The 20,965-nt window shown below is 72.2% G+C and carries 20 protein-coding genes and 1 pseudogene; 7 read left to right on the top strand and 14 right to left on the bottom strand.

What is annotated here, in order from left to right; genetic code table 11:
- The first annotated feature begins 60 nt into the window (after positions 1–60).
- On the top strand, positions 61–687 hold the full coding sequence (locus tag BMZ92_RS31465; RefSeq protein ID WP_245783369.1) for a hypothetical protein: 627 nt from the start codon (positions 61–63) through the stop codon (positions 685–687).
- A gap of 2 nt (positions 688–689) precedes the next feature.
- Here the strand turns inward: BMZ92_RS31465 and BMZ92_RS31460 are convergent, their stop codons facing one another.
- The 5 genes from BMZ92_RS31460 to BMZ92_RS31440 all read right to left on the bottom strand — a co-directional run bounded on the left by BMZ92_RS31460 (position 690) and on the right by BMZ92_RS31440 (position 6,347).
- Positions 690–2,150: a class I adenylate-forming enzyme family protein gene (locus tag BMZ92_RS31460; RefSeq protein WP_091515101.1), complete on the bottom strand. Its 1,461-nt coding sequence runs from the start codon at positions 2,148–2,150 to the stop codon at positions 690–692.
- 81 nt (positions 2,151–2,231) lie between these two features.
- Positions 2,232–3,560: a dicarboxylate/amino acid:cation symporter gene (locus BMZ92_RS31455; protein WP_091515099.1), complete on the bottom strand. Its 1,329-nt coding sequence runs from the start codon at positions 3,558–3,560 to the stop codon at positions 2,232–2,234.
- An 82-nt stretch (positions 3,561–3,642) separates the two neighbouring features.
- Positions 3,643–4,260 (bottom strand): Maf family protein, encoded by a 618-nt coding sequence (locus tag BMZ92_RS31450; RefSeq protein ID WP_091515096.1) that lies wholly within the window; start codon positions 4,258–4,260, stop codon positions 3,643–3,645.
- 22 nt (positions 4,261–4,282) lie between these two features.
- Entirely contained in the window at positions 4,283–5,728 is a 1,446-nt protein-coding gene (locus tag BMZ92_RS31445; protein WP_091515095.1) for a DHA2 family efflux MFS transporter permease subunit, read from the bottom strand.
- Positions 5,721–6,347, bottom strand: a complete 627-nt coding sequence (locus tag BMZ92_RS31440; protein WP_091515093.1) for a PadR family transcriptional regulator — start codon at positions 6,345–6,347, stop codon at positions 5,721–5,723. Before BMZ92_RS31440 ends, BMZ92_RS31445 begins: the two co-directional genes overlap by 8 nt.
- A 1,140-nt stretch (positions 6,348–7,487) precedes the next feature.
- Here BMZ92_RS31440 and BMZ92_RS31435 point away from each other — a divergent pair.
- Both BMZ92_RS31435 and BMZ92_RS31430 read left to right on the top strand, forming a co-directional pair.
- Entirely contained in the window at positions 7,488–8,348 is an 861-nt protein-coding gene (locus tag BMZ92_RS31435; protein WP_245783368.1) for a hypothetical protein, read from the top strand.
- Between the two features lie 89 nt (positions 8,349–8,437).
- Positions 8,438–11,482 (top strand): NACHT domain-containing protein, encoded by a 3,045-nt coding sequence (locus BMZ92_RS31430; RefSeq protein ID WP_091515087.1) that lies wholly within the window; start codon positions 8,438–8,440, stop codon positions 11,480–11,482.
- Here the strand turns inward: BMZ92_RS31430 and BMZ92_RS31425 are convergent.
- Together BMZ92_RS31425 and BMZ92_RS31420 are read right to left on the bottom strand one after the other, a co-directional pair.
- Entirely contained in the window at positions 11,479–11,652 is a 174-nt protein-coding gene (locus BMZ92_RS31425; RefSeq protein ID WP_177228954.1) for a hypothetical protein, read from the bottom strand. The genes BMZ92_RS31430 and BMZ92_RS31425 overlap by 4 nt on opposite strands.
- Positions 11,653–11,713: 61 nt before the next feature.
- Positions 11,714–12,364 carry a GntR family transcriptional regulator gene (locus BMZ92_RS31420; protein WP_091515084.1) on the bottom strand — a complete coding sequence of 217 codons (651 nt, stop codon included), beginning with the start codon at positions 12,362–12,364 and terminating at the stop codon, positions 11,714–11,716.
- Positions 12,365–12,423: 59 nt separating this feature from the next.
- On the opposite strand from BMZ92_RS31420, the gene BMZ92_RS31415 reads away from it, so the two are divergent.
- The gene (locus tag BMZ92_RS31415) at positions 12,424–13,674 is read left to right on the top strand and encodes an MFS transporter (RefSeq protein ID WP_245783367.1); all 1,251 of its coding nucleotides are present in this window, start codon (positions 12,424–12,426) and stop codon (positions 13,672–13,674) included.
- A 3-nt stretch (positions 13,675–13,677) separates the two neighbouring features.
- Here BMZ92_RS31415 and BMZ92_RS31410 read toward each other — a convergent pair whose 3' ends face one another.
- The 4 genes and pseudogenes from BMZ92_RS31410 to BMZ92_RS38885 all read right to left on the bottom strand — a co-directional run.
- Positions 13,678–13,896 carry an acyl-CoA carboxylase subunit epsilon gene (locus BMZ92_RS31410; protein ID WP_091515080.1) on the bottom strand — a complete coding sequence of 73 codons (219 nt, stop codon included), beginning with the start codon at positions 13,894–13,896 and terminating at the stop codon, positions 13,678–13,680.
- Positions 13,897–13,903: 7 nt separating this feature from the next.
- The gene (locus tag BMZ92_RS31405; protein WP_091515077.1) at positions 13,904–15,544 is read right to left on the bottom strand and encodes an acyl-CoA carboxylase subunit beta; all 1,641 of its coding nucleotides are present in this window, start codon (positions 15,542–15,544) and stop codon (positions 13,904–13,906) included.
- A gap of 48 nt (positions 15,545–15,592) precedes the next feature.
- On the bottom strand, positions 15,593–16,072 hold the full coding sequence (locus tag BMZ92_RS38395; protein WP_245783366.1) for a helix-turn-helix transcriptional regulator: 480 nt from the start codon (positions 16,070–16,072) through the stop codon (positions 15,593–15,595).
- A 62-nt stretch (positions 16,073–16,134) separates the two neighbouring features.
- A pseudogene (locus tag BMZ92_RS38885) lies at positions 16,135–16,341 on the bottom strand (AraC family ligand binding domain-containing protein); the annotation flags it as partial.
- Between the two features lie 105 nt (positions 16,342–16,446).
- On the opposite strand from BMZ92_RS38885, the gene BMZ92_RS31395 reads away from it, so the two are divergent.
- Positions 16,447–16,860, top strand: a complete 414-nt coding sequence (locus tag BMZ92_RS31395) for a DUF2000 domain-containing protein (protein ID WP_091515074.1) — start codon at positions 16,447–16,449, stop codon at positions 16,858–16,860.
- Here the strand turns inward: BMZ92_RS31395 and BMZ92_RS31390 are convergent.
- On the bottom strand, positions 16,835–17,452 hold the full coding sequence (locus BMZ92_RS31390) for a TetR/AcrR family transcriptional regulator C-terminal domain-containing protein (RefSeq protein WP_091515072.1): 618 nt from the start codon (positions 17,450–17,452) through the stop codon (positions 16,835–16,837). The two genes, BMZ92_RS31395 and BMZ92_RS31390, sit on opposite strands and share 26 nt — an antisense overlap.
- Positions 17,453–17,524: 72 nt before the next feature.
- Here BMZ92_RS31390 and BMZ92_RS31385 point away from each other — a divergent pair, with 72 nt between their 5' ends.
- Positions 17,525–18,046, top strand: a complete 522-nt coding sequence (locus tag BMZ92_RS31385; protein ID WP_091515069.1) for a peroxiredoxin-like family protein — start codon at positions 17,525–17,527, stop codon at positions 18,044–18,046.
- 204 nt (positions 18,047–18,250) lie between these two features.
- Here the strand turns inward: BMZ92_RS31385 and BMZ92_RS31380 are convergent, their stop codons facing one another.
- On the bottom strand, positions 18,251–18,826 hold the full coding sequence (locus tag BMZ92_RS31380; protein WP_091515067.1) for a helix-turn-helix domain-containing protein: 576 nt from the start codon (positions 18,824–18,826) through the stop codon (positions 18,251–18,253).
- Between the two features lie 209 nt (positions 18,827–19,035).
- Between BMZ92_RS31380 and BMZ92_RS31375 the strand changes: the two genes are divergently transcribed.
- The gene (locus tag BMZ92_RS31375) at positions 19,036–19,413 is read left to right on the top strand and encodes a hypothetical protein (RefSeq protein ID WP_091515064.1); all 378 of its coding nucleotides are present in this window, start codon (positions 19,036–19,038) and stop codon (positions 19,411–19,413) included.
- A gap of 42 nt (positions 19,414–19,455) precedes the next feature.
- On the opposite strand, the gene BMZ92_RS31370 is transcribed toward BMZ92_RS31375, so the two are convergent.
- Positions 19,456–20,925: a class I adenylate-forming enzyme family protein gene (locus BMZ92_RS31370; protein WP_091515061.1), complete on the bottom strand. Its 1,470-nt coding sequence runs from the start codon at positions 20,923–20,925 to the stop codon at positions 19,456–19,458.
- Between the last annotated feature and the right edge of the window lie 40 nt (positions 20,926–20,965).

Here is a 20,965-nt window from a genome sequence, read left to right as displayed (position 1 = left end):
TGGCAGGAACAGGCGGGGAGAAGGGGTGAGCACGTGGGCGCGAGGCGGGTTCCTCGGTCCGTGTTGTTCACCGCCGTGCTGGCCGCGCTCGTGACGCTGGGGGCACTGGGCGGGGTGGCGGTGCTGCGGGGCCAGGACGACGTGACGCGGGTGGACGCGGGGGCGCCGGCGACGCCGCAGGCCGCGGACCACGAGTGCGGGGACGCGCCGTGCCAGGTGGTCGCCACCGCTTCCGTCGGCGCCACGCAGGTGGAGCTGCTCGCCGACGCGCAGGGCGACAACGGCCGGCTGCAGGCCGGCGGCCAGGTGGTACAGACCAGCATCACGCAGCTGGGCGCGCGGCTGCGCGGGGACTCGCTGTCGTGCGCGGTGGCGTCGGTCTCGGCGTGCCTCGTCGAGGCGCCGCTGAACGGCGGCCGCGTCGGGGAACTGGTGGTCCAGCGCGACGGGGACTGGCACCCGGTGGCGAAGCCGTACTTCTCCGACGCGGGCGTGCTCCTGCTGAGCGACGTCACCGGCACGGACGCGCCGGAGGTCGTGGTGGTGCGGTCGTCCCCGGCGCTCGCGGAGGTCTACGCGCTCGACGGCGGCGTCGTCGGCTGCACGAAGCGGTACAGCTACCCGGCGCAGATCCGGGGCTGGCCCCAGGTCAGGGTCGTCGCCTCGGATCTGCGCACGTGCTCGTGACGTCAGACGAACTGGTTGCCCTCGGCGCGCAGGTGACGTCGCAGCACCTTGCCGTTCCCGTTGCGGGGCAGGGCGTCCAGCCACACGATGTCGTCGGGGACCTTGTACCAGGACAGGCGGGCCTTCGCGAGGTCGACCAGCTCCGTGCCGAGCGCGTCCGGCTCGACGTCGGGAGCGGGCACGACGTAGGCCCGCAGCGTGGTGTACCCGGTTTCGCGCCGGACGGCGCTGACCGCCGCTTCGAGGACACCCGGATGGCTTTCCAGCAGCCGTTCGACCTCGCCGGGCACCACGTTCTGCCCGCCGATCACCTCGACGTCGTCGAGCCTGCCGTGGACGTGCACGACGCCGTCCTCGTCGAGCGAGCCCAGGTCGCCGGTCGGCCACCACGTGTCGAAGACCTGATCGGGCCCGAGGCTGCCGCGGGCGACGCCGCGGGTGGCGAAGGGGACGCGGACGTGCAGCTCACCCCGTTCCCCGGTGGGCAGCACCTGCCCGTCGGCGTCGACGATCCGCACCGCACGGCCCTGGAACGGCGGCCCGACGGCCGAGGGGGTGTCGTAGTCGGCCGGCCTGCCGATGGCGACCCCGCCGATCTCCGTGGCGCCGTAGCCGTTGACCAGCCGCGCGCCGAGGATCGGCACCAGTTGTTCGCGCAGGCGTTGCGAAAGCGCCTCCCCGGCGCAGATCGCGACCCGCAGCGCGCCGAGCACCTCGGCGTGGTCCGGTTCGAGCAGCAACCGCGCGAAGAAGCTCGGCTGCCCGAAGAACCTCGTGACCCCGTGGGTGCGCATGAGTTCGATCGCCGCCGTCGGAGTCGCCCGCGGGCGGGACAGCACGGAGGTCAGCCCGGTTTCGAGCGTGGCGAGCGTCGAGGCGCTCAGGCCACCGAAGAAGTACATCCGGGACACCGAAAACCCGACCACGCCGACGCCTTCCGTGCCGCGCGGCTTGCCGATGTCGCGGTGCAGGAAGAAGCACAACTTCGGGGTGCCCGTGGTGCCCGAGGTGAACAGGGCCAGCGCCGGGGCGTCCCCGCCGGCGGCGAAGTCCGTGGCGGGTTCCGCCGCGGACAGGTGCTCGGCCCGAGTGGTCCGGACCAGTCCGGCGGTGTCGAGCCAGCCCGCGGTCTCCGGGTCGACCACGGCCAGCGCGGGCTCGGCGGTCGCCGCGTCCCGCTCCAGGTCCTCGCGGCTCATCTGGACGTTCACGGGTACCGCGACGACACCCGCCTGCCAGGCGCCCAGCAGGCACCAGACCAGTTCCACGCTGTCCGGCAGCGCGAGCAGCACCCGGTCACCGGGCCGCAGTCCCGCGGCCCGGTAACCGTTCGCGACCCGCGCCGCGCCGTCGAAGACCTCCGCGAACGTCCACTCGCGACGGTCGGCGACGAACGCGACGCGTTCGTGCCAACCGTTTTCGCGGGTGTGTTCCGCCAAGCGCTGTGCCACGTTGTCAAGCATGCCCGCCAGCTTGCCGCGAACCCGGCGGGCACCGGTGTGGAATTCACCTGAACTGCCCGGAAGTCGGCAGTTCTTTCACCGCTACGCCCGGACGGGCTCCCGCGCCGGCTCCGGCTCGAGCAGCGGGGGAGCGGTGTGCGAGTGGAGCACCTCGTCGTCGAGCAGGCCCTCGGTGCGCGCGATCCACGTCGGGATGGCGATCTGGCCAGCCACGTTCGTCGCGGTGCGCATCATGTCGAGGATCGGGTCGATGCCGTAGATCACGGCGATCCCGGTGGCGATCACCGCGGGCGGCAGGTCCAGCGTGCTCAGCGTCAGCGTGAGCATCGTGAACCAGCCGGTGACGCCGGCGGTGGCGATCGCCCCGAACACCGCGACGACCACGATCAGCACGTAGTCCCCGATGCCGAGGTGGATACCGAACAGGTTCGCGATGAAGATCGTCGCGACCGCGGGGTACACCGCCGCGCAGCCGTCCATCTTCGTCGTCGTGCCCAGCGGGACCGCGAAGCTCGCGTAGCCGGGGTCCACACCCAGGTTCACCGCGGTCTGGCGGCTCAGCGGCAGCGTCGCGCCGGAGGAGCGGGACACGAACGCGAACTGCAGCGCCGTCCACGCCTTGCGGAAGAACAGCACCGGGCTCACCCTGCCGACGAACCGCAGCAGCAGCGGGTACACGACGAACAGCACGAGCAGCGTGCCCACGTACACGGCGACGATGAGCGACAGCAGCGGCCGCACGAACTGGTTGCCGTAGGTGGCGAACGCGTGGCCGATCAGGCCCAGCACACCGAGCGGGGCGAGCCGGATGATCCAGCCCAGCACCTTCTGCACGAGGTCGAACACCACGCGGTTGAACCGCACGAACGGCTCGGCGCGGTCGCCCAGGGTGTACGCGGCCATGCCCACGGCCAGTGAGATCACCACGACCTGCAGGATCTTGCCGTCGGCGAAGGCGGAGAACAGGTTGCTGGGCACCAGGTTCTCGATGATGTCGAGCCACGAGCCGTGGTCGCGCGAGGCGAGCTTGTCGACGGTCGCCTTGTCGGGCTGCAGCGACACCCCCTTGCCGGGGTCGACGACTCGGCCGACGGCGATGCCGATGAGCACGGCGATGAGCGACGTCGTGGCGAACCACAGCACGGTCTTGCCGCCGAGGCGCGCCGCGGTGCGGGCGCCGCCGAGCCCGCGGAGGCTCGCGATGCCGAGCACGATCGCGGTGAACACCAGCGGCAGGACGGTGACCTGCAGGAGGTCCGCGAAGATCGAGCCGATGGTGTCGAGGGTGGTGCTCAGCCAGTCGAGGTCGGCCTGCCGGGCCAGTACACCCAGCAGGGCACCGGCGACGAGGGCGACGACCACGACCAGGCCGAAGACCTTGGGCTGTCGATAGGTCCGTAACAGGGACACGGGTTCACTCCGGGGACGGAAAGTTGCACGTTCGTACCGAGAAGGGTGAACGTCCGCTTCCGCCCGGAGCTTCCGCGTTCCACTATGTGAGAGACCACAGGTCGGCGACGGTGAGCCCGACCTGCGCGAGCAGCCGGCGCGTGAGCGGCAGGCTGATCCCGATCACGCTCGACGGGTCGCCCTCGATGCCCTCGACGAACCAGCCGCCGAGCCCGTCGAGGGTGAACGCGCCGGCGACGTTGAGCGGCTCGCCCGTCGCGACGTACGCCTCGATCTCCTCGGGCGACGGGTCGGCGAAGCGGACTCCGGTGGTCTGGCTGCCCGTGGCGCGAGCCGTGATCCCGCCGCCGGACAACCGGAGCACCGCGTGCCCGGTGAGCAGGTCGCCCCGGTTGCCCGCGAGCTGGGTCCACCGCTTCCGCGCGACCTCCGCCGTGCCGGGCTTGCCGAGCATCTCGCCGTCGAGCGACAGCATCGAGTCGCAGCCGACGACCACGGCGTCCTCGGGCCCGAGGGTGCGCGCGACGGCCTCCGCCTTCGCCACCGCGAGCGCGGTGACCAGCTCGGCGGGGCTCGGATCGGTCAGCCCGGCCGCGACGGCGTCCTCGTCGACGCCGGACACCACGACGCTCGGTTCGATCCCGGCCGCGCGGAGGACGGCGAGACGGGCGGGGGAGGCGGAGGCCAGCACGAAGCGCATGGGCCGAATGTAGCCAACGGCGTCAGCCGCGGTTGCCCACCGGTTCCGGCGACCGTGCCGGGGTGGCGTGCGAGACCCGGCGCATCACGAGTGCCGTGAGCGCGCCCAGCACGAGAACCGCGGCGGGCAGGAGCAGCGTTTCGCGGGCGGCGGTGGTCAGCGCCTCCGCCGGGTTGGCGGGGTGGGCCGCCATCGCCGTCGTGATGCGGGCCTGCAGCAGCACGCCGATCGCGGCGCTGCCGAGGACGCCGCCGACCTGCCGGGCGGTGTTGAAGATGCCCGAGGCGGCACCGGCGAGCCTGCGGTCCACCGAGCTCATCGTCACGTTGCTCATCGGCGCGAACACGCAGCCGGTGCCGACGCCGCACAGCAGCAGCACCGGGACCAGCGACCACGGGCCGGTGTCCGCCCTGGCCTGCAGCGTCACGCCGACCAGGCCCGCGGCGAGCGCGAGGAAACCGACCAGCACGAGGTACTTCGCGTTGACGCGGTCGGACAGCCTGCCGACGAACGGCGCGATGATCCCCGACAGCAACGACATCGGCGCGGTGAGCAGGCCGGCGCTGGTCGGCGACATGAGCAGCACGTCCTGCAGGTACACGACCAGCGGCACGAACATCCCGGTCATGGCGAAGCCGATCGCGACCGCGGTGAGGGTGCCGGTGGAGAAGTTCCAGTTGCGGAACACGGCCAGCGGCAGCAGCGGTTCGCGCGTGTTGAGCCGCTGCCAGATCACGAACGCGACGAGCAGCAGCACCCCGGCGGCGATGATCTCCGGGATGTTCACCGGGCCGAAGACGCGGCCCCACGAGTACTGCTGGCCGTTCTGGATGCCGAAGACCAGGCAGCACAGGCCGGCGGCGGAGAGCAGGATGCCCAGGACGTCGAACGAGTGCGAGTGCTTCGGCTGCCAGTCCGGCACCAGCACCGCGGTGAGCACGATGGCGACGACGCCGATCGGGACGTTGACGAAGAAGATCCACTCCCAGCCGAGGCTGTCGACGAGCAGGCCGCCGAGGAGCGGTCCCGCGATGGTCGCGAGGCCCGCGACGCCGCCCCAGAGCCCCATCGCGGGGCCGCGCTTGGCGGGCGGGAACAGGTGCGTGATGAACGCCAGGGTCTGCGGCGTCATCAGCGCGGCGCCGAGGCCCTGGACCGCGCGGGCGGCGATGAGCATCTCGACCGTACCGGACAGGCCGCACCACAGCGACGCGAGCGTGAACACGGCCAGGCCCGCGAGGAAGATCCGCTTGGGGCCGAAGCGGTCGCCGAGCCTGCTGGTGAACAGCATCGGCACGGCGTAGGTGAGCAGGTAGACGCTGAGCACCCAGACGACGGAGTTGAGCGAGGTGTGCAGTTCGCGCACCATCGCGGGGATCGCGATGGACACGATGGTGGTGTCCAGCAGGATCATGAAGAACCCGATGCACAGTGCGGACAGTGCCGCCCACGGGTTTGTTCTAGGCATTTCTTCTTTCCTTGTCGTCCACAATGGAGAGATGGGGGAGTTCGGACGGTTTGTCCTCGGTGGGCCACAGGATGCGGCCGGACTCGAGGTCGGCGATCAGCCGCTCGGTCCAGTCCAGTTCGGACTTGCGCTGGTGGTGGGCGTACGCGTGATCGATCCAGTACAGGCGCGGCAGGTTCTTCTCGAGCAGCTGCTCGACGACCGCCTCGTCGGAGGCGACGTGGCCCTTGAGGTGCATGACGCGCAGCTTGAGGTGGTCGATGGCGTCCTGCGGGTTGAGCTCGGACAGGGCCGACAGGGCGACCGGGTACTGGGGGTACTCCTCGGCGATCGTGGCGAGCATGTCGCGCGCCTGCTCGGCGAAGGTGTCCCGGCCGGTCTCGGTCATCGCGTAGACGGTGCGTTCGGGGCGGCGGCCCTGGCGCTGGGTGTCGACGACCTCGATGAAGCCTTGCTTCTCCAGGCGCTCGACGGTGTGGTACAGCGAGCCCGGGCGCAGCTTGACCCGCAGATCCACCCGGCGGCGCTTCATCAGCTGCGTCATCTCGTACGGGTGCATCGGCTGTTCGTGCAGCAGCTCGAGGATCGCCATGCCCAGGGGCGTCAGCGCCTGCTTCATCGAGGCCAAGTCTTGATCAGTCCTTCCCGATGAGTCCCTACCGTATATTCCACGTGGACTATACGGCGGGGAGTGTTGTGCTGTCGAGGGTGAGCGGGAGCACAGGAGTGCCGTGGACGCGGGGGTGGGGGTTTTAGCTGGTGGAGGGGGTGGTGGTGGTGTGTCTCCGCAGCGGCGCCCTTCGGTCAGCCGCCTCGGCGGGAGGCGTTCCCGGCCCTCGCGTCTGCGGTGCCGCGGCCGCCCCGGCCAGCCGCCTCGGTCGGAGCGACTCCCGCCCCTCGGGTCTGCGGTGCCGCGGCTGCCCGGCCAGTCGCCTCGGTCGGAGCGACTCCCGCCCTTCGGGTCTGCGGTGCCGCGGCTGCCCGGCCAGTCGCCTCGGTCGGAGCGACTCCCGCCCCTCGGGTCTGCAGCGCGGCAGCCACCCCGCCTGCCACCTTCGCCCTCCGCCCCCCGCAGCGCCATAGCCGCTTCCGCCGCAGCCACCCGCCAGCCGCCTCTGCCGGAGTCACTCCCGCCCCTCGCGTTCGCGGCGCCGCAGCCATCCGCCAGCCGTCTCCGCCCGTCCACAGCGCCATAGCCGCTTCCGCCGAAGCCACCCGGCCAGCCGCCTCTGCCGGAGCCACTCCCGCCCCTCGGGTCTGCGGCGCCGCAGCCACCCGCCAGCCATCTCCGCCCGTCCACAGCGCCATAGCCGCCTCCGCCGGAGCCACCCGCCAGCCGCCTCTGCCGGAGTCACTCCCGCCCCTCGCGTTCGCGGCGCCACAGCCACCCGCCAGCCATCTCCGCCCCCGCATCCCCATCGCCATAGCCCCTCCACCGAAGCCACTCCTGCCCCCGTCCCCGCGGCGCCACAGCCACCCGCCAAGCCGCCTCGGCCGAAGCCACCCCCCGCCCCCGCGTCGGCAGCACCACAGCCCTCCCGCCAGCCACCTCCCACGAAGCCCCCCGCACCCGCCCGCGACACGCCACGACCGCGTTTCCCCTGGCCAACCACGCGCCGCGGTGGTGGCGTGTCGGCAGCCGGGGGCGGTCGGGGGCCGGGAGCGACCCGAGCCCACCCACCTGCCCCCGTCATCCGCGCCGCGAACACCGGGGAAACTCCCGGATCCCCCTGGCGCCAGACAGCTCTACCGTCGAGCCGTGGTTCGACGGATGGTGCTCGTGTTCCTCGCCGCCGCGGCGGTCTGCCTCGTCCCCTGGACCGGCTACCTCGCGGGCACGCTGCCGCAGCGGTACGAAACTGCGCAGTGGCGCGCGGCCTGGGTCGGGTTCGACGTCGCCCTCGCGTGTTGCTTCGCGGCCGCCGCCTGGCTGGGACTGCGGCGCCGCCGCGCGGCCGTACCGTTGCTGGCCGCCACCGCGGCCCTGCTGTGCTGCGACGCGTGGTTCGACGTCCTGCTGGACTGGACCTCACCCGACCGCTGGACCAGCATCGCGCTCGCCGGGTTCGCCGAGCTGCCGATCGCCGTGTTCCTGCTCGTCGTCGCGCGGCGGCTGCTCACCGGCAGCCTGCGGCGGCGGTCGCTGACCATGCGGGACATCGAGCTGTTCGGCGACCCGCGGTACGGCGAGGTGCTCCGGCGGCTCCCGGCCACGGCGGACGAACTGCCCCCGGACCTCGCGGAACGGCTCGGCGCCCTCGCCGCCGCCGGTCACGTGCGCCGCCGCCGCGACGGTCGCTGGAGCGCGCTGCCGCAGTACCTCCGGGAGCCCGAGCCGGACGACTTCCCCGGCCCGCAACGGGCCCGTGTCGCGGAATTCCTCGACCGGAAGTACCGCCGCGAACTCGAACTGCTGTCCTGGGCGGCTGCCCACCGGGACGAGTTCGGGCCCTGGGGCAAGGCGGAGCGGGCCTCGGTCGTGCTCACCGAATCGGACCTGCGGAAGTTCGAGGCCGAGTACCTCGACCTGCTCCTCCGGTACTGCCGCCTGCGCCGCCCCGCCGACCCCGCGACGCGGGAGGTGGCGGTGCGCTTCTACGCGTTCCCGGCCCGGACCTAGCCCGTCCCGGACGAGCACGGGGACCGCCCGGTTTCGGCTACGGTGGGAAGAGTCGGGGGGCGTACGGCGGCATTCCTGGGGGTCTTTCGGTGGTGGATCCGCTCTCCTCGGCTCTGCTCGGCGCGCTCGGCGCCACTTTTTCCGCCCTGCACCAGTGGGCGGTCGAGCGTGGGGCCGACCGGCTCGTGCACCGCGCGCGGGAACTCGGCAGCCCCGAGCGCGTCCTCGCGCAGGCCGCCCGCGAGCTGGCCGACCTGCGGACCACCGAGTTCCGCCGCCTCGCCGACAACGAGTGGGCCGCGGTGCAGATCGCCGTCGCCGGGTCCTTGCGCGCCGCGCGGCTCGACGAAGCACCGCCCGCCGTGCTGGTCAGCGCGAACCGCCTGCGTGCCAGGGTCCGCGCGGCAGGCCGGGCCGAACTGCGGTCGGCGGGGCTGGACGACTCGGGCCGCGAGGCCTACCACCGCCTGCTTCGCCACACCTGCCGCCGGATGGCGCAGCGGGCGCGGGCCGTGGACGGCGTGATGCAGGCGCTGCACGCCGAGGTGGCGGGCAACGTCGAAGAACTCAAGCACCAGGTCGGTGAGCTGGCCGCGGAACCGGCACGACGCGGGGACGGCTTCGAACGCGCGTATGTCGGCTACGTCGCGGAGGAGTACGCCACCTTCGAGCTGTTCCAGGTCAGCATGGGCCGCGCCCCCGCGCTCCACTCGTTCGACCACTTCTACACCGCACCCTCCATCGCACGCCGCCAGCGGTCGGACGACGACGTCGAGCTCACCGGCGCCGGCACGGACAGCGCGAACGCGATCGGCTCGGCGCGCCGCGTGTTGCTGCTCGGCGGCGCCGGCGCGGGCAAGACGACGTTCCTGCGCTGGCTGCTGCACACCGCCGCGGTTTCCGTCCGCGACGGCCGCGAAGGCCCGTGGTACGACGCGATCCCGTTCTTCGTTTCGCTGCGCCAGTTCGGTGACCGCCCGCTGCCCGCACCCGAGGACCTGGTCGCCGTCACCGCGCCACCGCTCGCCGGGGAGAAGCCCGACCGCTGGGTCAGCACGGTGCTGCGCTCGGGCCGCGCGATGGTGCTCGTCGACGGCGTCGACGAACTGCTCTACGACCGGCGCGAGGAGGTCCGCCGCTGGCTGACCGGCCTGGTCCGCGCCTACCCCGACGCCCGCTACGTCGTGAGCACGCGCCCCTCCGCCGTACCCGACGACTGGCCCGGCGCCGACTTCGGCCGGTTCGAGCTGCTTCCGTTGAGCAGCAGGGGTTTGCAGAACCTCATCGGCCGCTGGTACGAGGCCGCGCGGGCGCTGGAGGCGGATCCGGTGCAGCGGGCGTGGCTCGCGGGCTGCGAGGAACGGCTGGTCCGGAGCCTGACCACGCGCCCGGACGTGCGGAGTCTCGTGTCGAGCCCGCTGCTGTGTTCGCTGCTCTGCGCGCTGTACCGGCAGGAGAACATGTACCTGCCGCAGAGCCGCAAGGAACTGCTGGACAAGGCGCTCGAACTGCTGCTGGGGCAGTGGGACGTGCAGCGCGACATCGCGGTCGAGGACGAACTGCGCATGTCCACCAAGGAAAAGGTCGTGCTGCTGGAACGGTTCGCGGCGCCGATGGTGCGCAACGCCGAGCTGATGGTCACCGAGGAGGTGGCGGCGCGGCGGTTCGGCAGGGCGATGTCGGGCCTGCGGTCGGAGGCCCGGGAGCTGCGGCCGGAGCAGGTGCTGCGGCACATGCTGGAACGCACCGGCCTGCTGCGGGAGCGTGACGGCCGGATCCAGTTCGTGCACCGCACTTTCCGGGATTTCCTGGCGGCGGGCGAGTTCGTCAAGGCGGGCGAACTGGGCTACCTGATCGACCACGCGCACGACGATTCGCTGTACGAGGTCGTGTTCATGGCGGCCGCGCAGGCGCGGGCCCGTGAGGCGGGGGAGTTGCTGGGACGGCTTCTGGAACGGGCCGGCAAGCGGGTGACGCGCAAGGACCGTGAGACCGCCGACCGGCTGGAGCTGCTCGCGGCCGCGTCGCTGGGATATGTGGACGTCATCGACCCGGAGCACGTCCGCGTCGACGTGCTCGCCGCGGTCCGCAGGCTCATCCCGCCCCGCACGTTCCAGGACGCGGAGCTGCTGGCGCGGGCGGGCGGGTTCGTGGCGGACCTGCTGCCGGGGCCGATCGAGGTCGGCAAGCACGCGGACGAGGCGGGCGCCGACCGGGCCGAGGTCGCGGCGCGGGTGATCCGGACGCTGGCGATGATCGGCGGCGAGGAGGCGTGGGAGAAGATCCAGGCCTTCACCGGCACCGACCGCGGCGTGGTGATCGACGAGTTGCTGCGGGCGTGGCGGCAGTTCGACCACTCCGAGGACTACGCGCGCACGCTGCTGTCCGATGTGGACTTCGGTGAGCTGGTGCTGGAGGTGCACCGCTGGGACGTGCTCGCGCGGCTGCGGCACCTCAAGAAGCTGACCGCCGTGCAGCTGATCGGCGACATCGCGCTCACCGACCGGGAGGGCAGGCGGCCGCTCGCGGACATCCCGAACCTGCGGCACCTGGAGATCCGGTCCAACGAGGTGGCCGACACGCTGTCCGGCCTCGCGGGTTGCGACGCGCTGCGCGTGCTGTGGATTTCGGGCTACAGCGCGCTGCGGGACCTGTCCGCGCTGGCCGGGCTCGGTGTCGAGGAGCTGCGCCTGCACACGACCGGCGGGTTCGGAGACCTGCGGGCGCCGCGACTGGCGACACTCGCGGGGTCACGGGTGCGGCGGTTGTCGATCCGGCATCCCGCGCTGGCGCGGGGGCTCGGGGTGCTGCCGGAGGACCTGCCGCTGGCGGAACTGGTGCTCGACGCCAGGGCGGAGTACCGGTCGCTGCGGGGGGTCGAGCGCTTTCCGGGGCTGCGCAAGGTTTCCGTGCACGGCATCCCGGACACCGACGAGGTGCGGGCGCTGGGCGCGTTGCCCGCGCTGGAGCACCTGGTCGTGCAGGGTGCCCACCCGGTGGCCGACCTCGTGCGGTTGCGCCCGCTGTCCGGGGTCAAGGTGGAGTTGTTCGACGTACCCGATCTTCGCGCCGCGCGGGACGCGCTGCCCGAGACCGAGCTGGTCCTGCACCCGCGGGAAAAGGCGGCGAGTTAGGTCCGCGCCAGCGACGCGAGGACGATCTCCCGCGCCGCGTGGACCGTCGCCGTGAAGGCCGCCGGATCGCGGCCGATGCGAGCGGCGCCCGCGCGCACGGCGCCGGACAGGTGCGCGTTCTCCTGGTACGTCGCCGCCGTCGGCCGGGGCCCGGTGTTCGGCGCGGACATGTGCGTGGATCTTCGCGGTGTCACCGTCGAGGTCGATGACGTGACCCGTGGTGGGTCGTGGTCAGCCCGGCCGGTAGCGGTTGCCGACGGCGAGGATGTGGTCGGCGATCAGGGTGTGCAGCCCCGCCTCGTCCCCGGCTTCGAGCAGCTCGCAGATGCGCGTGTGCTCTTCGAGGATGATGCGCGGGCGCTCGGCGTGGTCGTGCCTCAGCGCGCTGTGGACGATCCGCAGCTGCCGGTCCCGCAGGCCGGAGTAGAACTCGTCGAACAGCGCGTTGCCTCCCGCGTGCACGAGCGCGGCGTGGAAATCGCGGTCGGTGGTGGTGAAACGCGGGTCCGGCCACTCCAGTCGCTTCTGCTCGGCGAGTATCCGGCGCATCTCCTCGGCCGCCTCACGCTGGCGCCCGGCCTGGATGACCTTCGTCGCCGCGTGGCGCTCCAGGAAGATCCGCGCCTCGAGGATGTCCTCGGCCTCGCTCGCCGAGACGGGCACGACGAGTGCGCCCCGCTTCGGGTAGAGCCGCAGCAGGCCCTCCGCCGCCAATCGCAGGAACGCCTCACGCACCGGGGTCCGCGACAGCCCGATCCCTTCGGCGACCTCGCCCTCGCTGATCAGCCTGCCGCCCTCGTAGCGGCCGTCCAGGATCCGCTCCTTCGTCCACCCGTACGCGCGATCGCTCGCCGCGCCTTGTGAGCGGTCCCTCGTTGACATGGGCGCATCCTAGGACGAGCCTGATAGATACAAGATAGATGCAACAAGGGGAGTTGGTTGTGCGCAAGGCGTGGTTCATGTGGGGTCTCGGTGCCCTCTGCTACCTGACCGCGCTGTTCCACCGGATGAGCCTGTCCGTCGCGGGCCTCACCGCGCAGGAACGCTTTTCGGTCGACGCCACCGGGCTCGCGGCGTTCTCCGTGGTCCAGCTGGTGCTGTACGCGCTGCTGCAGGTCCCGGTGGGTGCCGCCGCCGACCGGTTCGGCCCGCGGCGGCTGCTGCTCGCCGGGATGGCGTTGATGGCGGCGGGCTCGACCGTGTTCGCGCTCGCCACGGCGTACCCGCTCGCGATGACGGGCCGTGCGCTCATCGGCGCGGGGGACGCCTTCCTGTTCGTCAACGTGCTGCGGCTGGCGCACAACTGGTTCCCCGGCCGCCGCTACGCCCTCGTCGCCGCGCTGACCGGCATGATCGGCGGGCTGGGCCAGCTGATCGCCACGGCGCCGCTCGCCGCGCTGCTCACCGGTTTCGGCTGGACGGCGGCGTTCCTGTCCGCCGGGGTGGTCACCGCCGTGCTGCTGGCCGTCGTCGGGCTGTTGTTGCGGGAGAGCCCGCGGGGCAGGGTCGCGCCGGTCGTGAGCGGGGAGCCGCTGCGGGAGAGCCTGCGGCACGCGTGGCGCAACCGCGGCACCCGGCACGCGATGTGGACGCACTACACGCTGATGGGCACGTTCGTGTCGTTCACCGCCGTGCTCGGGCAGCCGTACCTGGTCAGCGCGCAGGGCCGCAGCCCGGCCGCGGCCGGCGGGCTGCTGAGCGTCGTGGTGATCGGGTTCGTGCTGGTCAGCACGGTCGCGGGGCAGCTGGCGTCCCGCCGCCCCGACCTGCGGGCGCGGCTGGTCGCGGCGGCGGCGTCGGTGAGCGCGCTGTGCTGGCTGGTGCTCGTCGCGGTGCCGGGCCCGCTGCCGCAGGCGGTGCTCGCGCCGGTGCTGTTCCTCATCGGCGCGGCGGGCGGTGTGAGCATGCTGGCGTTCGACCTCGCGCGCACCGCGAACCACGGTCACCGGGCCGGGATCGCCAGCGGCGTGGCCAACATGGGCGGTTTCTGCTTCGCCGTCGTGGCCGAACTGGGCGTGGGGATCCTGCTGGACGCCCTGGTCGCGCACGGCGTCGGCGCGGCGCTCGCGCACCGGCTGGCGTTCGGGGTCGTGCTGGTGATGGCGGTGGCGGGCACGGTGCGCCTGTTCACGCTGCACGGACACGCCGGGGCGAGCCCGGAACGGGCCGAGGTGCTGGAGCCGGTGGGCTGAGCGTCAGCGGGGGAAGCCCGACGCCCGCCAGGCGCCCTCACCCGGAGCTGGGGCGTGCCGCAGCAGCCGGGCGCGGTCGCCCCACCGGCTCCGCCGTTCGCGTCGCGGTGGCGCGGACGGGGCCGACGCCGCCGCGGCCAGGACCACCGTCAGCGCCGCCAGTTCCGCGTCGTCCGGGTTGCCGCGCACGACCCGCAGGAAGGGCGCCTTTTCGTCGCTCATCGATGCCTCACAGCGGGATGTTGCCGTGCTTCTTGGGCGGCAGCGTCTCGCGCTTGTCCCGCAGCATCGCGAGCGCGCGCGTGATGTGGCCGCGCGTGTGCGCCGGGACGATCACCGAGTCCACGTACCCGCGCTCCGCCGCCTCGTACGGGTTGAGCAGCGCGTCCTCGTACTCCTGGATCAGCTGGGCACGCAGCGCCTCGACGTCCTTGCCCTCCTCGGCCGCCTTCGCGAGCGTCCTGCGGTGCACGATGTTCGCCGCGCCCTGGGCCCCCATCACCGCGACCTGCGCCGTCGGCCACGCCAGGTTGATGTCCGCGCCGAGGTGCTTGGAGCCCATCACGTCGTACGCGCCACCGTACGCCTTCCGCGTGATCACCGTGACCAGCGGGACCGTCGCCTCGGCGTAGGCGTAGATCAGCTTCGCGCCGTGCCGGATGATGCCGTTCCACTCCTGGTCGGTGCCGGGCAGGAAGCCGGGCACGTCCACGAACGTCAGCACCGGGATGTTGAACGCGTCGCAAGTGCGCACGAACCGCGCCGCCTTCTCCGACGCGTCGATGTCTAGGCAGCCCGCGAACTGGGTGGGCTGGTTCGCCACGACGCCGACCGCGTGCCCGTCCACCCGGCCGTAGCCGACGAGCACGTTGGGCGCGAACAGCTCCTGGACCTCCAGGAACTCGCCGTCGTCGAGCACGCGGGTGATCACCTCGTGCATGTCGTACGGCTGGTTCGGCGAGTCCGGGATGAGCGTGTTCAGCTCGAGGTCGGTCTCGGTCACGCCCTCGGCGATGGAGATCCCGGCCGGCTCGGTGGAGTCGAACACCGGCGGGTCGGACAGGTTGTTCGACGGCAGGTACGACAGCAGGTCCTTGACGTAGGCGATCGCGTCCTCCTCGTCGGAGGCGAGGTAGTGCGCGTTGCCCGACTTGGTGTTGTGCGTGCGGGCGCCGCCCAGCTCCTCGAACGTGACCTCCTCGCCGGTCACCGTCTTCACCACCTCGGGACCGGTGATGAACATGTGCGAGGTCTTGTCCACCATGACGATGAAGTCCGTCAGCGCGGGGGAGTAGACGTGCCCGCCCGCGTTGGTGCCCATGATCAGCGAGATCTGCGGGACCACGCCCGAGGCGTGCGTGTTGCGCCGGAAGATCTCCGCGTACAGCCCGAGCGAGACCACGCCCTCCTGGATGCGCGCGCCGCCGCCCTCGTTGATGCCGATGATCGGACGGCCCGTCTTCAGCGCCAGGTCCATCACCTTGACGATCTTCTCGCCGTACACCTCGCCGAGCGAACCGCCGAACACGGTCACGTCCTGGCTGAACACGCACACCGGGCGGCCGTCGACCGTGCCGTAACCGGTGACGACACCGTCCCCGTACGGGCGGTTGCGGTCCTGCCCGAAGTTCGTCGAGCGGTGCCGGGCCAGTTCGTCCAGCTCCACGAACGAACCCGGGTCGAGCAGCATGTCGATCCGCTCGCGGGCGGTCTTCTTGCCCTTCGAGTGCTGGCGCTCGACGGCGCGCTCGGACCCGGCGTGCACCGCCTCGTCGTAGCGGCGGTACAGGTCGGCGAGCTTGCCGGCCGTCGTGTGGATGTCCGGTTCCTCCGCTGGGGGCGTCCCGATCGGCTCCGTCGCGCTGCTCATGCCCCGGAGCTTAATCACCGCCCGGAGCTCCCGCGTGTGGTGTGAACCTCACCGTGCCGCGTGGACGAAGCGGCCGGGGGTGAGGCCGTAGTACCGCTTGAACCACCGCGTCAGGTGGCTCTGGTCGGCGAAACCGCTGCGTGTGGCGGCCTCGGCGGGCGGGTGGCCCTCCGCGAGCAGGCGGCGTGCGGCGCGGAGGCGGAGCTGGCGCTGGTAGTCGCTCGGCGCGACGCCGTACGCGGCGACGAAGGCGCGGTGGAGTGCGAAGCGGCTGCAGCCCGCGGCCTCGGCGAGGTCGTCGGCGCGGAGGTCTTCGGCGTACGCGGCTTCGAGCAGCTCTCTGGCCTGGCGCACCTCGGCGGACGGCCCGTGGCTCCGCAGCGGACGCGTCGAGGCGCGGCGGACGAGGGCGCGGACGGTGGCGTGCAGCGCTTCGTCCTGGGCGAGGCGGCCCTCGGCGAGGGAGGCGTGCAGACTGCGGAGCGCGTCGGCGAGCGTGCGGTCCTCCAGCACCGGCTGTACGAACAACGGCAGCCCGACGCGCGGTCCGCCGTGTCCCGCAGGACGTCCTCGACGAGCTCCCGTCCGATGTGGACGATCCGGTAGGTGAACCCGTCCGCTCGGACGGCCTGGCCGTCGTGCGGGTCTTCGGGGTTGAAGGCCATCACCATGCCGGCGGCGCTCGTGCGTGCCTCGCCGCGGCACGTGAAGGCCTGCGCGCCCGCCTCGGTGACGCCGAAGGAGTACGTCTCGTGGCTGTGCCGGTGGTAGACGTGCTGCTCGAAGTGGGCGTGCATGGCTTCGAGCGGACGGTCGGGTGCCCGCCAGTAGCTCGCCCAGTCCGCCATGCCGCCAGTATCCCGCACGAACGTTCAAGACGACGTCGTCCCGCGCTCGCCACGATGACGGGCATGAAGACGAAGATCGCGGTCGTTGTGCGGGACGACCTGGCCACGTGGCAACGGCTGAACGTCACCGCGTTCCTGGTGAGCGGGATCGCGGCGCGGTTCCCGGAGACCGTCGGCGAGCCCTACGAGGACGCGTCCGGGCAGGAGTACCTGCCGATGTTCGGCCAGCCGGTGCTGGTGTACCAGGCCGACGCGGAGGCCTTGCGCGACACGCACCGGAAGGCGCTGGCGCGGGAACTGGCCGTCGCCGTCTACACCGAGGAGTTGTTCACCACCGACAACGACGTGGACAACCGGGCCGCGGTGCGCGCTGTGCCGACGGAGAAGCTGGGGCTCGTCGGCATCGCCGTGCACGGCGGGCGGAACGCGGTCGACAAGGCGCTCAAGGGGCTTTCCCTGCACCCGTGAGCCCGCGGAGGAGGAGCGCCAAGCCCTCGCGGAACTCCTCCTCCGCCCGGATTTTCCCGGCGGCGCGGGCGGTTTCGGCGAGCACGGGGAACTCGTCCTGCTCGCTCAGCGCCTCGGTGCCGGGGCCGGAAAGCGGGCTGTAGTACTCGGTCTGGAGCGCGCCGAGCACGAGGCTGAGGTAGGCGCGGAAGGCGATCACGCGCCGGCGGCCGGTGAACCCGGCTTCGGCCAGCGCGGTCAGCACGGCCTCGCCCCAGCGCTGCGAGGCGGCCGACGTGTGGCGGTGGACGAGCAGCAGGGGGACGACGGCCGAGTGCTCGCCGACGGCCTGCCGGACGCGCTCGGCCAGCACGGTCAGCCGTTCGGTGAGGGAGCCCGCGGGCAGCGCCGGGTCGACGAGGCCGAGCACGAGGTCGACGACGAGGGCTTCGAGCTGCGCGCGGTCGGCCACGTAGCGGTAGAGCGCCATCGTGGCCGTGCCGAGCTCCTTGCCGACCGCCCGCATCGACAGTCCTTCGAGCCCGTCGCGATCGAGCACGGCGAGCGCGGCGGCGGCGATCTGGGCGGAGGTGAACGAGCGTGGGCGGGGCATGGTGGTTGACAGCGTACAACGTACGCGCATAGCGTTCGTAGGCGTACGACGTATACCTACGAAGGGGGAGCTGTGCGGACCTACGAGAGCGTGACCGGGGAGCTCGTCCGGGTGCCGGATCCGGAGCGGCTGGTGCACCTGCAGTTCCGGCGGTTCGCGGGCTGTCCCGTGTGCAACCTCCACCTGAGGTCGTTCGTCCAGCGGCACGACGAGATCGTCGCGGCGGGTGTGCGCGAGGTGGTCTTCTTCCACTCGCCCGCGGAGGAGCTGCGCGAGCACGTGGCGGGGCTGCCGTTCGCGGTGGTCGCCGATCCGGGCAAGGAGGTCTACGTCGAGTACGGCGTGGAGTCGGCGCCGCGCGCGTTGCTGCACCCGAAGGCGTGGGGGCCGGTCCTGCGAGGGATCGCGGTCGCCCTGGCGACCCGGGCGCCGTTGCCGAAGGCGCGCCCGCACGGTGGCCGCCTGGGCCTGCCCGCGGACTTCCTGATCGCGCCCGGCGGCGAAGTGGTCGCGAGCAAACACGGCGAGCACGTGTACGACCAGTGGTCGGTCGACGAGCTGCTCGCTCGCGCCGCGATGCGCCCGGTGGGCTGACGAGGCTGAGGAACTCCACCGGCCGCGGGTGCGGGCGGCTTCTCGACGTGTCGCGCGGTCCTGCTCCACCCGCGCCGCGCGAGAGTGGGGCCCTGAAAACCGCTCAGCGGCTTTCGTGCGCTTGGATGTGCGCGCCCTGCGGACCGAAGAGGCTGCATCTCATCCGCCCGCGCCGCCGCCGCGAGAGCGCTGCGTGAAAACCGCTCAGCGGGGCTTCGTGCGGATGTGGATGCGTTCGCCCTGGGGGCCGAACAGGCTGAGGAACTCCACCGGCCGCGCGTCGCCGTTGCCGAACCAGTGCGGGACGCGCGTGTCGAACTCCGCGGCTTCCCCGGCGCGCAGCACGGTGTCCTGCTTGCCCAGCACGATCCGCAGTTTGCCGCTGAGCACGTACAGCCACTCGTAACCCTCGTGCGTCGCCGGTTCGGGGTCCGTCCGCGCGCCGGCCGGCACGATGTGCTTGAACGCCTGCACGCCGCCCGGGTTGTGGCTGAGCGGGAGGATCGTCATCCCGTGTGCCACCACCGGTTTGCCGTGCACGCGGGGATCCCCGGTCTCCGGCGCGCCGACGAGCTCGTCGAGCGGGACGCGGTGGGCGCGCGCCAGCGGCAGCAGCAGCTCCAGGCTCGGCCTGCGGCTGCCGGATTCCAGGCGCGAGAGCGTGCTGACCGAGATCCCCGTGGCCTCGGACAGCGCGGTCAGCGTGGCGCCGCGTTGTTTTCGCAGCGCCCGCAGCCGCGGCCCGATGGTCGTCAGCACCTCGTCGAACTCCTCCGCCATGCTTCTATTGCACGTTCGGCAAACGGGTTTGTCAAAACCGGGCGTGATCCACGAGACAGCGCCCACCGGGAAGAGCCGCCGGATGTCCGCTGTTGACCAAGACAGCTTCCGGAAGCGGAAGCCGAGCCGCCCAGGCCGCTGTCCGACCTGCCCGACTCTTTCCCGTTGGAGGAGTTGCCGCCGTCCGTGGCGGCGCGGAGGTGTTGGCTATGTCGCTGAACGCGCGTTTCGGCGTTGATGTGCTCGGGATCCTTGCTGGTGCGTTCCTCGCGGTGACCGCCGTGGCGTTCACCGCGCCCGTCGCCGGCTGGATCGGTTTCGGTGTGTTCACGGGCCTGACCGTGATCGGGGCGCTCGGGGCGATCCTGTCGCACCGGCTCTCGGCCAGGATCGGGCACGGGGTGCTCGCGCTGGTGGGCCTGTGGTCGCTGATCGCGGCGCTGGTGTTCACCACGCCGGCGCTCGTGTTCGCCGACGCGCTGGCCGTGGTGCTGGTCGCGCTGGTGGACCTGACCGCGCACGAGCTGTCGACCGAGCGGGTGGTGCACCAGCTCGAGGTGCGCACCCCGGAGCAGGCGATCGCCTGACGTCCGAAGTGGACCGAGCCCGGTGGCGACACCGGGCTCTTTTCACGTCCGCAGCGTGGCGAGCAGCGCGGCCTTGTCCGGTTTCCCGCTCGGGGCGACCGGCACGGAGTCCACGACGGTGATGGTCGCGGGCACCGCGCTCTCGCCGAGTTCTTCCCGCACCGCAAGGCGAAGCGCTTCCAGGTCCGGCTCACGCCCCGGCGCGGCGACGACGAACGCGTGCGCCGCCTCGCCCGTGCGCTCGTCCGGGGCGCCGACCACGTACGCCTCGTCCACGTCGGGATGTGCGGCGAGCGCGCTTTCGATCGGGCCCGCGTAGTGCAGGATCGCGTTGATGATGATCACGTCCCGCGCCCGGCCCGTCAGGTACACGTAGCCGCGTTCGTCGAGCCTGCCGAGATCCCGCGTGCGCACCCAGCCGTCACGCAGGACCTCGCCCGCGTCCTCCCCGCGGTACCCGCGGCACGCGTTCGCGGTGCGGACCCAGATCTCCCCGGTTTCCCCGGCAGGCACGGGTTTCCCGTCCTCGTCGCGGATTTCCAGCTCCACCCCGGTCCACGGCCGTCCCACGGACGCCACCGCTTCCGGGTACGCGGCGGCCTCCTCCGCCGTCAGCAGGCACAGCATGCCCGTCTCGGTCTGCCCGTAGCCGTGGTGCACCGCATCGCCGATGAGGTCGTACGCCGCGACCAGCTGGTGCGGTGGCAGCGGTGAGCCGGCGACGAGCACCGAGCGCAGCGAGCTGAGGTCGGCCTCCCGCTCCCGCAGCACCTCCAGGATCGAGTTCAGCCGCGGCACGGTCAGCAGCACCGCGGTGATCCGCAGCTGTTCGAGCACCTGCGGGAAGATCGGCACGGCGTCCGGGATCACCGCGGTGCCGCCGCCGAGCAGGCACAACCCGAGGTGCTCCTGCATGACCGCGCTGGCGAGCGTGCCGAACAGCAGGAACCGCCGGTACCGCCCGGCGAGCCGCCGCGTGTCGTCCGTCCAGCCGTCGGTCCGCCAGGCCCAGCGCGCGGTCATCGCGGCGTAGGTGAACTCCACGCCCTTGGGCAGTCCCGTGCTGCCGCTGGTATAGACCACTGTGGCGAGGTCGTCCGGGCGCCCGCGGGGCGCGAGCGGGACCGGTTCGGCGGCCAGGGTGCCCAGCGGCAGCACCTTGCGTGCCGCGGCCAGGACCTCGGGCTGGGTGGTCGCGTCCGTCACGACCACGTCGGCGCCGCCCACGACGTGCGCCGCTTCCGCCACGGTGAGCCCGGGTTTGACGGCGACCACGCAGTGCCCGAGCGCGTGTGCGGCGGTCTGGACCGCGAAGCCCTCTGGCGTGACGCCGGTCGCCACGGCGACCTCCGCCGGCTGGTCCAGACCAGCGGCGAGGAGGCCGCCGGCGTACCGCGAAACCAGGTCCAGCAGCTCGCCGCGGGAAACGGTGCGGCCGCCGTGCTCGAAGGCGGGGGTGGCGGAATCGGCGGCGAGCGCGTCGAGCAGTGTTCGCGGGAACACGTCTGTCATGTCGTCGTTGTACCAGAAGATCCACTCCCTGGACTAAATC

Origin of the sequence: Amycolatopsis sacchari (assembly GCF_900114035.1) — a bacterium.
Taxonomy (GTDB): domain Bacteria; phylum Actinomycetota; class Actinomycetes; order Mycobacteriales; family Pseudonocardiaceae; genus Amycolatopsis_E; species Amycolatopsis_E sacchari.
The sequence above is the reverse complement of the archived record's forward strand: the minus strand, read 5'-3'. Positions and strand labels throughout refer to the sequence as shown.

What these genes read in the sequence shown, in the direction of transcription:
- BMZ92_RS31460 (WP_091515101.1), bottom strand. Translation starts at nt 2,150, where the DNA reads ATGCTTGACAACGTGGCACAGCGCTTGGCGGAACACACCCGCGAAAAC.
- BMZ92_RS31450 (WP_091515096.1), bottom strand. Translation starts at nt 4,260, where the DNA reads ATGCGCTTCGTGCTGGCCTCCGCCTCCCCCGCCCGTCTCGCCGTCCTC.
- BMZ92_RS31445 (WP_091515095.1), bottom strand. Translation starts at nt 5,728, where the DNA reads ATGCCTAGAACAAACCCGTGGGCGGCACTGTCCGCACTGTGCATCGGG.
- BMZ92_RS31440 (WP_091515093.1), bottom strand. Translation starts at nt 6,347, where the DNA reads ATGAAGCAGGCGCTGACGCCCCTGGGCATGGCGATCCTCGAGCTGCTG.
- BMZ92_RS31425 (WP_177228954.1), bottom strand. Translation starts at nt 11,652, where the DNA reads ATGTCCGCGCCGAACACCGGGCCCCGGCCGACGGCGGCGACGTACCAG.
- BMZ92_RS31420 (WP_091515084.1), bottom strand. Translation starts at nt 12,364, where the DNA reads ATGTCAACGAGGGACCGCTCACAAGGCGCGGCGAGCGATCGCGCGTAC.
- BMZ92_RS31410 (WP_091515080.1), bottom strand. Translation starts at nt 13,896, where the DNA reads ATGAGCGACGAAAAGGCGCCCTTCCTGCGGGTCGTGCGCGGCAACCCG.
- BMZ92_RS31405 (WP_091515077.1), bottom strand. Translation starts at nt 15,544, where the DNA reads ATGAGCAGCGCGACGGAGCCGATCGGGACGCCCCCAGCGGAGGAACCG.
- BMZ92_RS31395 (WP_091515074.1), top strand. Translation starts at nt 16,447, where the DNA reads ATGACGGGCATGAAGACGAAGATCGCGGTCGTTGTGCGGGACGACCTG.
- BMZ92_RS31390 (WP_091515072.1), bottom strand. Translation starts at nt 17,452, where the DNA reads ATGCCCCGCCCACGCTCGTTCACCTCCGCCCAGATCGCCGCCGCCGCG.
- BMZ92_RS31380 (WP_091515067.1), bottom strand. Translation starts at nt 18,826, where the DNA reads ATGGCGGAGGAGTTCGACGAGGTGCTGACGACCATCGGGCCGCGGCTG.
- BMZ92_RS31375 (WP_091515064.1), top strand. Translation starts at nt 19,036, where the DNA reads ATGTCGCTGAACGCGCGTTTCGGCGTTGATGTGCTCGGGATCCTTGCT.
- BMZ92_RS31370 (WP_091515061.1), bottom strand. Translation starts at nt 20,925, where the DNA reads ATGACAGACGTGTTCCCGCGAACACTGCTCGACGCGCTCGCCGCCGAT.